The following is a 12,483-nucleotide window of genomic DNA, read 5'->3' on the forward strand; positions in this document are numbered from 1 at the left end:
GGGACCTTCACCCTGGAGGGTGAGATCCGCCTCATCCGCCGGCCAGCACCGCCCGCGCCGCGGCCCGAGCGGCCTGCGGGTCGTCGGTGGCCAGCGCCGCCTCCGCGGCCGCCTGGCAGTCGGCCAGGTCGACGCCGGCCAGCCGGGCACCCACGCCGGGGATCGACGACGCCGCGCAGGACAGCGAGGTGATGCCGAGGCCGACGAGGACGCAGGCGAGCAGGGGGTCGGCCGCCGCCTCGCCACAGACCCCGACCGGCCGGTCGGCGCGGGCGCCCGCCGCGGCGGTCAGCTGCACCAGGGCGAGCAGCGCCGGCTGCCACGGGTCGGTCAGGTCGGCGAGGTCGGCCGAGAGCCGGTCGGCGGCGAGGGCGTACTGCGACAGGTCGTTGGTGCCGATCGACAGGAAGTCGACGTGCCGGAACAGCCGGTCGGCCATCAGCGCGGCCGAGGGCACCTCGATCATGACGCCGGGGACCAGCCCGCGGTCGCGCACCTGCCGGGCGAAGTCCGCCGCCTCACCGACCGTCGCGACCATCGGGGCCATGACCCACGGCTGCGCGCCGGTCGACCGCGCGGCCTCGGCGATCGCGTCGAGCTGCCGCTCGAGCAGGCCGGGGTCACGACGGGCCACCCGCAGGCCGCGGACGCCGAGCGCGGGGTTCGCCTCGTCCGGCGGCGTGGCGAAGGCCAGCGGCTTGTCCGACCCCGCGTCCAGGGTGCGGACGACGACCCGCCGTCCCTCGAACGCGGTGAAGACGTCGGCGTAGCCGCGGGCCTGCTCGTCGACGGAGGGCTCCTCCGCACGGCCGAGGAAGGCGAGCTCGGTGCGCAGCAGGCCGACCCCCTCCGCGTGCGCCGCGGCGGCCGCCCGGGCCCCGGCGCCGTCCTGGACGTTGGCCAGCACCTTGACCGCCACGCCGTCGCGCGTGCGGCCCGGCCCCCGGTAGCCGGCCAGCGCCTCGGTGGCCAGCCGGGCGGCGGCGACGCGCGCCTGCGCCTCCTCGGGGTCGGGGTCGATGGTCACCGTGCCGCGGTCGCCGTCGAGCAGGACGGTCGCACCCGCGGGGACGTCCTCGAGGTCGGCGATCGCGACCACGCAGGGCAGGCCGAGCTGGCGGGCGATGATCGCGGTGTGGCTCGTCGTGCCACCGAGCCGGGTACCCAGCCCGATCACCCGCGCCGGGTCGAGACCGGCGGTGTCGGCCGGCGCGAGGTCGTCGGCGAGGAGCACCGACGGCACCTCGGGGCTGGGCACGCCGGGCTCGCCCTGCCCGGTGAGCTGGGCGACGATCCGGTCGCGGATGTCGCGCACGTCGGTGACCCGCTCGGCCATCAGCCCGCCGAGGCTGGTGAACAGCTCGACGAACTGCTGGGCGGCCTGCACGGTCGCCACCGCGGCCGGCGCTCCGGCGTCGATCCGCTGCTCGACGGCCGACAGCAGCCCCCGGTCCCGGGCCAGCCCGGCCGTGGTGCTCAGCACCTCGGCACTGACCCCGGTGGCGACCGAGGCCCGCTGGGCGAGCCGGTCGGCGACCACGTCGGCGGCGGCGACGAAGCGCTCCCGCTCCCCCGCCCGCTCCTCCTCGGGGACGACCACACCCTCGTCGGCGGGCAGGCGCACCGCGCCCGAGGGGCGGATCACCGGGCCGAACGCGACGCCGGGCACGACGGGGGTGCCGGGCAGCACGACCGGGCCGGAGCCGACGGAGGGAGCCGTGGTGCCAGGAGCGGTGGACATGGGTACCTGCCTAGGGCCGAGGTGGTCAGGAGCGGACGGACACCGGCGTCCTCCGGTGACCACCGTCACCGAAAAGTGTTGACTTGTCAACGGATCACACGTAGAACAACAGCATCACAACTGCAAAGCCACACAAACGGGCATAGCTGAGGGGGTGGACGGTGTACGCAGAGGAACGCCAGCAGGCGATCGCCGGGCTGGTGGCTGATCGTGGCCGCGTCGCGGTGACCGCGCTGGCCGAGGAGTTCGGGGTGACCACGGAGACGGTGCGGCGCGACCTCGCCGTCCTGGAGCGGGCCGGCATGCTGCGCCGGGTGCACGGCGGCGCGGTGCCCGCGGGGGCGCTCACCTACGTGGAGACGGCCCTCAGCGAGCGGCACGGCACGCGCGGCGAGCAGAAGCGCAAGATCGCCGCGGCCGCCCTCGATCTTCTACCGGGCGCCGACGGCAGCCTGCTGCTCGACGGCGGCAGCTCCACCGCCGCCCTCGCCGAACTGCTGCCCGGCGACCGCCGGCTGTTCGTGGCCACCCACTCCGTGCCGCTGGCCGCCCGCCTGAGCACCATGCCCGGCGTCTCCCTGTACGTCGTCGGCGGCCGGGTCCGCGGCCTCACCCAGTGCGCGGTCGGCGAGCAGGCGATCTCCACCCTCGCCGACCTGCGGGTCGACGTCGCCTTCCTCGGGGCCAACGGCATCACGGCCGACCACGGCTTCAGCACGCCCGACGAGGCCGAGGCGTCGGTCAAGCGGGCCATGATCCGCGCCGGGCAGCGGGTGGTCGTCCTCGCCGACAGCAGCAAGCTCGGCCGCGAGCACCTGGTCCGGTTCGCCGCCCCTGCCGACGTCGACGTGCTGGTCACCGACGCCGACGTCGACCCGGCGCTCGTGGCCCGGCTCGAGGACGCCGGCGTCGAGGTCGTGGTCGCATGAGCGGCGGCCGGATCGTCACGCTGACCGCCAACCCGAGCCTGGACCGCACGCTGGCCCTCCCCGGCCGGCTCGAGCGCGGGAGCGTCGCCCGGCTCGCGCCGAGCTCCACCGAGCCGGGCGGCAAGGGGGTCAACGTCGCCCGGGCGGTGGCCGCGGCCGGCGGGGATGTCGTCACCGTGCTCCCCGCCGCGGACGACGACCCGATCGTCGCCGCGCTGCACCGGCTGGGCCTGCCGCTGGCCGCGGTGCCGGTGGAGGCCCCGGTGCGCACCAACTACACGCTGGCCGAGCCCGACGGCACGACCACCAAGCTCAACGAGCCCGGTGCGGCGCTGGACGACGCCACCCGGGCCCGGCTGACCGCGGTCCTCCACGAGCACGCCGCAAGCGCCCGGTGGGTGGTGCTGTCCGGGTCGCTGCCGCCGGGCACGCCGGTGGACTGGTACGCCGACCTGGTCCGCTCGCTGCGGGACACCGGCGCCAAGGTCGCCGTCGACACCTCCGAGGCGCCCCTGCTGGCCCTGCTGGCCGCCGGCCCGGACGCCGCGCCGGACCTGCTCAAGCCGAACTCCGAGGAGCTGGCCCAGCTGACCGGCGCCAGCGAGGCCGAGCTGACCGCAGACCGGGACGCCGCCCTGGCCGCCGTCGCCACACTGCACGAGCGCGGCGTCGGCGAGGTGCTGCTCACCCTCGGGGCGGACGGCGCGCTGCTGTCCTGCGCCGACGGCGTGTGGTCGGCCCTCCCCCCGCCGATCGCCGTCCGCAGCACGGTCGGCGCCGGCGACTGCAGCCTGGCCGGTCACCTGCTGGCCGACCTGGCCGGCGCCGAGGCGCCGGACCGGTTGCGCTCCGCCGTCGCCTACGGGGCGGCGAGCGCGTCCCTGCCCGGATCCGCCGTCCCGACGCCGGCCCAGGTCGACCGCACCGCCGTCGAGGTCACCGCCGTCTCGGGGCCCGTCCCCGCGGCAGCACCGAGCACCACCCCCGCACCGCCCCGCTCCGCCGTCCCGGCCGCCGGCCGCGACGTCCGCTGACGCCTCCGGAGAGGTCCCATCCATGCCCGCCTTGATCACCCCTGACCTGGTCGCGCTCGACGCCGACCTGGGTGCCGACAAGAGCACGGTCGTGCGCCGGCTGGCCGCGCTCGTCGCCGGCGACGGACGCGCGACCAGCGCCGACGGCCTGGCCGACGACGCGCTGGCCCGCGAGGCCCAGGCGGCCACCGGCCTGCCCGGCGGCATCGCCATCCCGCACTGCCGATCGGAGTCGGTGACCGAGGCGTCGCTGGCCTTCGCCCGGCTCTCGCCCAAGGTCGACTTCGGTGCCCCCGACGGCCCGGCCGACCTGGTCTTCCTCATCGCCGCACCGGCCCACGGCGACGCCGACCACCTGACCCTGCTCACGGCGCTGGCCCGGGCGCTGGTGCGGCCGGAGTTCGTCGCCTCGCTCCGGGCCGCCGGCTCCGACGCCGAGGTGGTCGCCCTGGTGCAGGAGGTCGTGGCCCCGGAGCCCGCGGCCGCGCCCGTGGGGTCCCCCGCCGGTGCGCCCGCGCCCACCCCGGCGCCCGCGGCCCAGCCGCAGGCCGCCGGCCGGCGCAGCCTGGTCGTCGTCAGCGCCTGCCCGACCGGCATCGCGCACACCTACATGGCCGCCGACAAGCTCACCGCCGCGGCGCAGGCCGCCGGGATCGACCTGCACGTGGAGACGCAGGGGTCCTCCGGCTCCACCCCGCTCGCCCCGGAGGTCATCCGGAACGCCGACGCGGTCATCTTCGCCGTCGACGTGGGCGTCAAGGACCGCGACCGGTTCGCGGGCAAGCCGCTCGTCCAGTCGGGCACCAAGCGGGCGATCAACGAGCCGGACGTCATGATCCGCGAGGCGCTCGCCGCCGCGGACGACCCGAACGCCCGCCGGGTGCCCGGTGACGGCGCCGCGGGAGAGGCGGCCGCCGCGTCGTCCGCGGGCGGCCCCAGCACCGGGGCGGAGATCCGCCGCTGGCTGCTGACCGGCGTCAGCTACATGATCCCGTTCGTGGCGGCCGGCGGCCTGCTCATCGCCCTGGGCTTCCTGTTCGGCGGCTACCAGATCGTCACCCCGAACCCCGACGTCGAGGGCCAGAGCTACGCCCTCAGCTGGCTGCAGAACAACTCGTTCCTCAACCTGCCCAGCGCCCCCGGCGTCGAGGGCCTCAACGACGGCTTCTGGGGCTACCTCGGCGCGATCTGCACCGTCCTCGGCCAGGCCGCGTTCGGCTTCCTGGTCCCGGCGCTGGCCGGCTACATCGCCTACGCGATCGCCGACCGCCCCGGCATCGTCCCCGGCTTCGTCATCGGCGCGGTCTCCGTCACCCTGGACGCCGGCTTCCTCGGTGGTCTGGTGGGCGGCATCATCGCCGGGTTCGCCGCGCTCTGGATCGGCCGCTGGAAGCTGCCCGCCGGGGTCCGCGGCCTGCAGCCGGTCGTGATCATCCCGCTGCTCGCCACGCTGATCTCCAGCGGCATCATGGCCGTCTTCCTCGCCCGCCCGCTGGCCGCCGCCGTCGAGGGACTGGGCAACTGGCTCAACGGCCTCAGCGGGAGCTCCGCCATCCTGCTGGGCATCATCCTCGGCCTGATGATGTGCTTCGACCTGGGCGGCCCGGTCAACAAGGCGGCCTACCTGTTCGCCACCGCGGGCCTGGCCTCGCAGACCAGCGGCTCGCTGATCATCATGGCCACGGTCATGGCCGCGGGCATGGTCCCGCCGCTGGCGATGGCGCTGAGCACGGCGATCCGCCCGAAGCTGTACACCCCCGCCGAGCGCGACCAGGGCAAGGCCGCCTGGCTGCTGGGCCTGTCCTTCATCTCCGAGGGTGCCATCCCGTTCGCCGCGGCCGACCCGCTGCGGGTCATCCCGTCGATGATGCTGGGCGGCGCCACCACCGGCGCCATCGTGGCGGCCAGCGGCGTCGAACTGCGAGCTCCCCACGGCGGCATCTTCGTGTTCTTCGCGATGAGCAACGTGCTGGTGTTCGTGGTCGCCCTCGTCGTGGGGACGATCGTCGGCGCCCTCGCGGTGACGATCGCCAAGAGCATCGGCCGCCGCAAGACCGAGGAGGTCCCCGAGGACGCCGTCGACCTGCAGCACGCCCACGTCCCCGCGCACACCCCGCCGGTTCGCGCCTGACCTGGCGGGCTACAGACCCACCACCGTCCCCGGAGCGAGGAGAAACTCCATGCCCAGTCAAGTCGTCACCGTCGGGTCGCGCGTCGGGCTGCACGCCCGCCCGGCCGCGCTCATCGCCGAGGCCGTCGGCAAGGCCGGGGTGCCGGTCACCCTGGCCACCGCCGGCGGCGCCCCGGTGGACGCCGGCTCGCCCCTGATGATCATGACTCTCGGCGCCAAGAAGGGCATGGAGGTCGTCGTCACCAGCGACGACCCGGCCGTGCTCGAGCAGATCGCCGGCCTCGTCGAGCAGGACCTCGACGCCGAGTAGCCGGCCACCGGACGACGGCGCCCGTTCCCTGCAGAAGGGAGCGGGCGCCGTCTTCGTGTCCGGCCTCGCCGCCCGGTCCGCCGTCGACCGGCGGGCGGGCAGGGGCGTGCTCCTACGGCTGGTCGGGGCGGGACACCTCGCCGCGCCAGGCACCGGTCTCGGTGCCGCGGCTCTCGATGAACTCCTTGAACCGCTTGGCGTCGGCCTTGACCTGCCGGTCGTCGAAGCCGAGGGCCGCGCCGGCCTTCTCCACGAGCCCCTCGGGCTCCCAGTCGATCTGGATCATCACGCGGGTCTTCGCGTCGTCGAGCCGGTGGAAGGTCACCACGCCGGCGTGCTTGGCCTCGCCGCTGGTGCTGGTCCAGGCCACCCGCTCCTCGGGGCGCTGCTCGGTGATCTCGGCGTCGAACTCCCGCTTCACGCCGTCGATGCTGGTGACCCAGTGGGTGTGCGTGGCGTCGAGCTGGGTGATCCGCTCGACCCCGCCCATGAACTGCGGGAAGGTCTCGAACTGCGTCCACTGGTCGTAGGCGACCCGGATCGGGACATCGACGTCGATGGCTTCCTGCACGCTGGCCACGGGTTCTCCTCTGTCTCGGGGACTCGGTCGTGCACCACCTACCCACGCCGTCCGGCCCGGACACGTCGCGGAGGAGCCGCCGCGAGTCCGGACGTCAGCGCAGGGCGGCCGCCACGCTCCCCCGCACCGGCCGGCCCTCGGACAGCAGCAGCATCTGGGTGAGGTGGTAGGCGTCGGGCTGGCCGTCCCAGGTCCCCGACGTCACCTCCCCGGTCGGCGCCAGCTCGTGGTGCCAGCTGCCGGTGACCGGATCGGCGAACCGCTCCTCCCCGTGCTCCCGCCACCGCCGGGCGAGGTCCCGGTACCGCTCCTCGCCGGTGACCTCGGCGAGCACCGCGGCCGCGGCGATCGCCTCGCACAGCACCCAGTGCATGCGGGCGCCGACGACAACGCGGTCGTCCCAGTCGAGGGTGTACGGGAAACCGTCGTGCCCGTCGGCGGCCCAGCCCCGCTCGGCGGCGGCGTCGAACAGCCCGACGGCGTCCTCCAGCAGCCACGGCGGGGGCTCGGAGGTCACCGCCCGCACGTGCAGGGCGAGCCGGGACCACTCGAACTGGTGCCCGATCGTCACGCCGAACGGCCGGAACTTGTGCGCGGGGTCGTCGCGGTTGTACTCGGGCAGCGGCGTCCACCCGGGGGTGAAGTGCTCGGGCAGCCGCCAGTCGCGATCCCGCGCCCAGCCGTGCAGCACCCGCTCGGTGGTGCGCAGCGCCTGGGCGCGCAGCTGCGCGGCCAGCGGGTCCTCGCCGAGCGCGTCGGCGGCGGCCAGCGAGGCCTCGACTCCGTGCATGTTCGCGTTGACGCCCCGGTACTCCGACAGCTCGGTCCAGCCGGCGTCCCACTCCTCGACCGCCAGCCCGGGTGCGTCGTCCCAGAACCGGGTCTGCCAGACGTCGAGGGCCTCGTCGAGCAGCGCCCGGCCGCCCGGGTCGCCGACCGCGGTGGCCGTGGCCCCCGCGAGGACGACGAAGGCGTGCACGTACGCGGACTTCGTGTCGTCCTCGGCCGTGGCCCGCCAGCCGCCGTGCTCGCGGTCGCGCAGGGGCCCGTCGGTCAGCGCCTCGACGCCGTGACGGACCAGTTCGCCCGCCCCGGGCCGGCCCAGCAGGTGGGCCAGCCCGAAGACGTGCGTCTTGCGCGCGGTGATGAAGGTCATCAGCGGACGGTCGGCGAACACCTGCCCGTCGGCGCCGAGGAAGCCGAACCCGCCGGGCACCGCGGAGCGCTCGGCGAAGTCGAGCAGCCGCTGCAGATCGGTCATGCGCTCAGAAGGCCAGCGCGGTGCCGGGGTCGGACAGCAGCGCGCCGACGTCGGCCAGGAACCGGCTGCCCAGCTCCCCGTCGATGATCCGGTGGTCGAACGACAGCGCCAGCTGCGTCACCTGCCGCGGCTTCACCTTGCCCTTGTGCACCCACGGCATCTCGCGGACGGCACCGAAGGCCAGAATCGCCGACTCGCCGGGGTTGAGGATCGGGGTCCCGGTGTCGACGCCGAACACCCCGACGTTGGTGATCGTGATCGTGCCGCCGGTCATGTCCACCGGGGCCGTCCGCCCTGCCCGCGCCGTCTCGGTCAGCTCGGCCAGGGCCGCGGCCAGCTCGGTCAGCGTCAGCCGGCCGGCGTCCTTGACGTTGGGCACGATCAGGCCGCGCGGGGTGGCGGCGGCGATGCCCAGGTTCACCTGCCCGTGGACGACGATCTCCTGCGCGGCCTCGTCCCAGGAGCTGTTCACCATCGGGTGCCGGCCGACGGCGAGCAGCAGCGCCTTGGCCACGAACAGCAGCGGGCTGACCTTGAGACCGGCGAACTCCGGCCGGGCGGCCAGCCGCTCACGCAGCTTCGTCATCCGGCTGACGTCGACGGTCAGGAACTCGGTGACGTGCGGCGCGGTGAACGCGCTGGCCACCATCGCCGCCGCGGTGTGCTTGCGGACCCCCTTGATCGGGATCCGCTGCTCCCCGTGCGGACTCTCGGCGCCGGAGGTCCGGTGGAGGACCGTCGCGGGCGCCGCGGCCGGAGCCGCCCCGCCGGCCGCCGCCTCGACGTCGGCGCGGGTGATGACCCCGCCCGCGCCGCTGCCGGTCAGCGTGGTCAGGTCGACGCCGAGGTCCCTGGCCAGCTTGCGCACCGGCGGCTTGGCCAGCGGCCGCGCCCGCCCCCGCCCGGGCTGGGCGACCAGCGCGGTCGCCGCCTCCTCGACCGCGGCGTGCGCCTCGGCGGCCCGGCCGACCTCCAGCCCGCCGTGCCGCACCGGCTTGGTGCGGGCGTCGGGCGCGGTGGTGAGCAGCGGGGTGCCGTGCGCGTCGTCGGTGGACCCGGCCAGCGGCGCCGGGCCGGCGGGCGAGTGCACGGCGCGGCGCGGGCGTCGGCGGGCCTCGGTCGTGCGCGGGCCGTAGCCGACCAGCACCGCCGTCCGGCCACCGGGCGCGGCGCCCCCGATCAGGCCGGCGGCGGGCTCGGCGGCGGCGTCCCCCGCCGGGGCCGGGGTGGGCGCGCTCGGCGCCTCGCCACCGATGTCGATCGTGATGATCGGCGTCCCGACGTCGACCGTCTCGCCGGCCTCGTGCAGCAGCGCGGTGACCGTGCCCGCCCACGGCGAGGGCAGCTCGACGGCGGCCTTGGCCGTCTCCACCTCGCACAGCGGCTGGTTGATCGTGACCGTGTCGCCGACGGCGACCAGCCAGTGCAGGATCTCGCCCTCGGTCAGCCCCTCGCCGACGTCGGGCAGCTTGAACTGCCGGAGCTCCCCCATCCTCAGAACCCCATCGCGCGGTCGACGGTGTCGAGCACGCGGTCGAGGTCGGGGAGGTACTCCTCCTCCAGCTTCGACGGCGGGTACGGGGTGTCGTAGCCGCCCACGCGCAGCACCGGCGCCTCCAGCGAGTGGAAGCAGGTCTCGGTGACCCGAGCGGCGATCTCGGCGCCGAGCCCGAGGGTCAGCGGCGCCTCGTGCACGACGACGCAGCGGCCGGTGCGCCGGACGGAGTCGTAGACCGGGTCCAGGTCGAGCGGGGAGAGCGTGCGCAGGTCGACGACCTCGAGCGAGCGCCCCTCCTCGGCGGCCGCCTCCGCCGCCTGCAGCGCGGTCTTCACCATCGGACCGTAGGCGAGCACGGTCACGTCGTCGCCGCCGCGGACCACCCGGGAGGAGAACAGCGGCGCGGGCGTGCCGTCGGTGTCGACCTCGGCCTTCTCCCAGTAGCGGCGCTTCGGCTCGAGGAAGACGACCGGGTCGGGGTGGGCGATCGCCTGCTGGATCCCCCAGTAGGCGTCGACCGGGTTGCTCACCGCCACGACCTTGAGGCCGGGGGTGTGCGCGAAGTACGCCTCGGGGCTCTCGCTGTGGTGCTCGACCGCACCGATGCCGCCACCGAAGGGGATGCGGATGACGATCGGCATCGCCAGCTTCCCGCGCGAGCGGGCATGGATCTTGGCCACCTGGGTGACGATCTGGTTGTAGGCAGGGAAGACGAACCCGTCGAACTGGATCTCGCAGACCGGCCGGTAGCCGCGCATGGCCAGGCCGACGGCGGTGCCGAGGATGCCGGCCTCGGCCAGCGGGGTGTCGACGACGCGGTCCTCGCCGAAGTCCTTCTGCAGGCCGTCGGTGATCCGGAAGACACCGCCGAGCCGGCCGATGTCCTCGCCCATGAGCACGACCTTCGCGTCGTCCTCCATGGCCCGGCGCAATCCGAGGTTGAGCGCCTTGCCGATCGTGAGGACCTGGCTCATCGCTCCTCCCCTCCCTCGAAGCTCGCCTGGTAGGCCTCGAACTCCGCCTGCTGGGCGGCGAGGTGCGGGGTCTGCTCGGCGTACACCCGGTCGAAGATCGCCGTCCCCGGCGGGTCGGGCATCTCGACGGTGCCGGTGCGGATCCGGTGGGCCAGCTCGTCGGCCTCGGCCTCGACCGCGTCGAAGAAGTCGTGGTCGACGGCGCCGGAGCGCGACAGGTGCGCCTTGAGCCGGGCGATCGGATCGCGCAGCTTCCACTCCTCCAGCTCGCTGGCCAGCCGGTAGCGGGTGGGGTCGTCGGAGGTGGTGTGCGCGCCCATCCGGTAGGTGAACGCCTCGATGAACGTCGGCCCCTGGCCGTCGCGGGCGGCGGCCAGCGCCGCGCGGGTGACCGCCAGGACGGCGAGGACGTCGTTGCCGTCGACCCGGACGCCGGGGAAGCCGAACCCGGCGGCGCGCTGGTAGAGCGGCACCCGGGACTGTCGCTCGAGCGGGACGCTGATCGCGTACTGGTTGTTCTGGCAGAAGAAGACGACGGGCGCGGAGAAGCTCGCCGCCCAGATCATGGCCTCGTTGACCTCACCCTGGCTGGTCGCGCCGTCGCCGAGGAAGGCCAGCGCGGCGGTCTCGGCGCCGTCGCGCTGCAGGCCCATCGCGTACCCGGTGGCGTGCAGGCACTGCGCGCCGATGACGACGGTGTACAGGTTGAAGCCGGTGGCGACCGGGTCCCAGCCGCCGTTGTCGACGCCGCGGAACAGGCTGATCACGTGCAGCGGGTCGACGCCGCGGGTCCAGGCGACGCCGTGCTCCCGGTAGGTGGGGAACGCCGTGTCGTCGGGCTGCATCGCCCGGCCGGCGCCGATCTGGGCGGCCTCCTGCCCGAGCAGCGACGCCCAGATGCCCAGCTCGCCCTGGCGCTGCAGGGCCGTGGCCTCGACGTCCCACCGGCGCACGAGCACCAGGTCGCGGTACAGGCCGCGCAGCTCGTCGGGTCCGATGTCGAGGGAGTACTCCGGGTGCTCGACCCGCTCGCCTTCCGGCGTCAGGAGCTGGACGAGGTCGGGTTGCTGCGGCAGGTGGGGCGCTCCGGCACCGGGTACCGGATCGACCACCTCGGTGGTCACGCTCGACACGGACACACGTCTCTCCTCGCCGTCGGCCGCTGCCCGGGGTCGCCGGAACGGGCGGTACTGGACGTCTCGTGGCACCGGGGTGTGGCGCCACTCACACATCGTGGCACGACTCCCGTCCCCGCGAGAAGATCACCGCTCCTGCGGCATGCGCAAGAGGGATCCCGTCGAGTGCGCAGATTGCTCGGTACTAGGACGTCCTCACATGTCAGACTGAGCACCGTGCCGGCCGTAGACGCCACCGACGCCCGCCTGCTGCAGGCCCTGTCCGAGGACCCGCGCGCGACCGTGATGGCGCTGTCGCAGCGACTCGGGTTGGCGCGCAACACCGTGCAGGCGCGGCTGACCCGGTTGGAGAGCAGCGGCGCGCTCGCCCCGTACGAGGCGCGGGTCCACCCGGAGGCCCTCGGCTACCGCCTCGGCGCCTACGTGACGGTGCAGGTGGTGCAGCGCAGCCTGGCCGACGTCGGCGACGCGCTCGCCCACATCCCGGAGGTGCTCGAGGTGACGGCGCTCTCCGGCGTCGCCGACCTGCTGGTGCGGGTGGTGGCCACCGACGCCGACGACCTGTGGCGGATCACCGAGCGGGTGCTGGCCATCCCCGGCGTGCAGCGCACGGACACCGCCCTGGCGCTGCGCCGGCTGGTCGACCACCGGATGGGCCCGCTGCTGGAACGCGCCGCCGGGACCGAGTGATCGGTGCTGTCAACCCGTCCGCGCGATCTGTGGACAGGGTCCTGACCTGTGGATTCGCTCCGCCGGCTCGTGCGTGCCGCGGTAGACTTCGAACACCTGATCGAAGCGTGCTGGGAGGTGGTCGTGGACGAGCTGACGGTCGCACTGGACGGGCTGGCCGGCACGGACCTGTCACCGTTGTTCGGTCCGGCGCTGCTGG

At 74.7% G+C, this 12,483-nt stretch carries 11 protein-coding genes; 5 read left to right on the forward strand and 6 right to left on the reverse strand.

Annotation, left to right across the window (positions count from 1 at the left end; translation table 11 throughout):
* Positions 1-31: 31 nt before the first annotated feature.
* Positions 32-1,741, reverse strand: a complete 1,710-nt coding sequence (locus tag MY520_RS20315; RefSeq protein WP_436694385.1) for a phosphoenolpyruvate--protein phosphotransferase — start codon at positions 1,739-1,741, stop codon at positions 32-34.
* A 161-nt stretch (positions 1,742-1,902) separates the two neighbouring features.
* On the opposite strand from MY520_RS20315, the gene MY520_RS20320 reads away from it, so the two are divergent.
* The 4 genes from MY520_RS20320 to MY520_RS20335 are packed head-to-tail and all read left to right on the forward strand — an operon-like array spanning position 1,903 to position 6,145.
* Entirely contained in the window at positions 1,903-2,670 is a 768-nt protein-coding gene (locus MY520_RS20320; RefSeq protein WP_436694386.1) for a DeoR/GlpR family DNA-binding transcription regulator, read from the forward strand.
* Entirely contained in the window at positions 2,667-3,704 is a 1,038-nt protein-coding gene (locus tag MY520_RS20325) for a 1-phosphofructokinase family hexose kinase (protein WP_436694387.1), read from the forward strand. The genes MY520_RS20320 and MY520_RS20325 overlap by 4 nt, the downstream gene beginning before the upstream one ends.
* 22 nt (positions 3,705-3,726) lie before the next feature.
* Complete coding sequence (locus MY520_RS20330) at positions 3,727-5,835, forward strand: PTS fructose transporter subunit IIABC (protein ID WP_436694388.1); 2,109 nt, start codon at positions 3,727-3,729, stop codon at positions 5,833-5,835.
* A 49-nt stretch (positions 5,836-5,884) separates the two neighbouring features.
* Complete coding sequence (locus MY520_RS20335) at positions 5,885-6,145, forward strand: HPr family phosphocarrier protein (RefSeq protein ID WP_436694389.1); 261 nt, start codon at positions 5,885-5,887, stop codon at positions 6,143-6,145.
* 112 nt (positions 6,146-6,257) lie between these two features.
* On the opposite strand, the gene MY520_RS20340 is transcribed toward MY520_RS20335, so the two are convergent.
* From MY520_RS20340 to pdhA, 5 genes are all read right to left on the reverse strand, one after another.
* The gene (locus MY520_RS20340) at positions 6,258-6,725 is read right to left on the reverse strand and encodes an SRPBCC family protein (RefSeq protein WP_436694390.1); all 468 of its coding nucleotides are present in this window, start codon (positions 6,723-6,725) and stop codon (positions 6,258-6,260) included.
* Positions 6,726-6,819: 94 nt separating this feature from the next.
* Positions 6,820-7,986: an AGE family epimerase/isomerase gene (locus MY520_RS20345; protein ID WP_436694391.1), complete on the reverse strand. Its 1,167-nt coding sequence runs from the start codon at positions 7,984-7,986 to the stop codon at positions 6,820-6,822.
* A 4-nt stretch (positions 7,987-7,990) separates the two neighbouring features.
* Complete coding sequence (locus MY520_RS20350) at positions 7,991-9,478, reverse strand: dihydrolipoamide acetyltransferase family protein (protein ID WP_436694392.1); 1,488 nt, start codon at positions 9,476-9,478, stop codon at positions 7,991-7,993.
* A gap of 2 nt (positions 9,479-9,480) precedes the next feature.
* The gene (locus MY520_RS20355) at positions 9,481-10,458 is read right to left on the reverse strand and encodes an alpha-ketoacid dehydrogenase subunit beta (protein ID WP_436694393.1); all 978 of its coding nucleotides are present in this window, start codon (positions 10,456-10,458) and stop codon (positions 9,481-9,483) included.
* Entirely contained in the window at positions 10,455-11,597 is a 1,143-nt protein-coding gene (pdhA, locus tag MY520_RS20360; protein WP_436694394.1) for a pyruvate dehydrogenase (acetyl-transferring) E1 component subunit alpha, read from the reverse strand. The genes MY520_RS20355 and pdhA overlap by 4 nt, the downstream gene beginning before the upstream one ends.
* A gap of 213 nt (positions 11,598-11,810) precedes the next feature.
* Between pdhA and MY520_RS20365 the strand changes: the two genes are divergently transcribed.
* Positions 11,811-12,284, forward strand: coding sequence for an Lrp/AsnC family transcriptional regulator (locus MY520_RS20365; protein WP_436694395.1), 474 nt, complete (start codon positions 11,811-11,813; stop codon positions 12,282-12,284).
* Positions 12,285-12,483: the final 199 nt, after the last annotated feature.

It is taken from the genome of Geodermatophilus sp. CPCC 205506 (assembly GCF_051383635.1).
Taxonomy (GTDB): Bacteria; Actinomycetota; Actinomycetes; order Mycobacteriales; family Geodermatophilaceae; genus Geodermatophilus.

Coding starts and splice junctions, on each gene's coding strand:
- MY520_RS20315 (WP_436694385.1), bottom strand. CDS start 1,741: ATGTCCACCGCTCCTGGCACCACGGCTCCCTCCGTCGGCTCCGGCCCG.
- MY520_RS20325 (WP_436694387.1), top strand. CDS start 2,667: ATGAGCGGCGGCCGGATCGTCACGCTGACCGCCAACCCGAGCCTGGAC.
- MY520_RS20330 (WP_436694388.1), top strand. CDS start 3,727: ATGCCCGCCTTGATCACCCCTGACCTGGTCGCGCTCGACGCCGACCTG.
- MY520_RS20335 (WP_436694389.1), top strand. CDS start 5,885: ATGCCCAGTCAAGTCGTCACCGTCGGGTCGCGCGTCGGGCTGCACGCC.
- MY520_RS20345 (WP_436694391.1), bottom strand. CDS start 7,986: ATGACCGATCTGCAGCGGCTGCTCGACTTCGCCGAGCGCTCCGCGGTG.
- MY520_RS20350 (WP_436694392.1), bottom strand. CDS start 9,478: ATGGGGGAGCTCCGGCAGTTCAAGCTGCCCGACGTCGGCGAGGGGCTG.
- MY520_RS20355 (WP_436694393.1), bottom strand. CDS start 10,458: ATGAGCCAGGTCCTCACGATCGGCAAGGCGCTCAACCTCGGATTGCGC.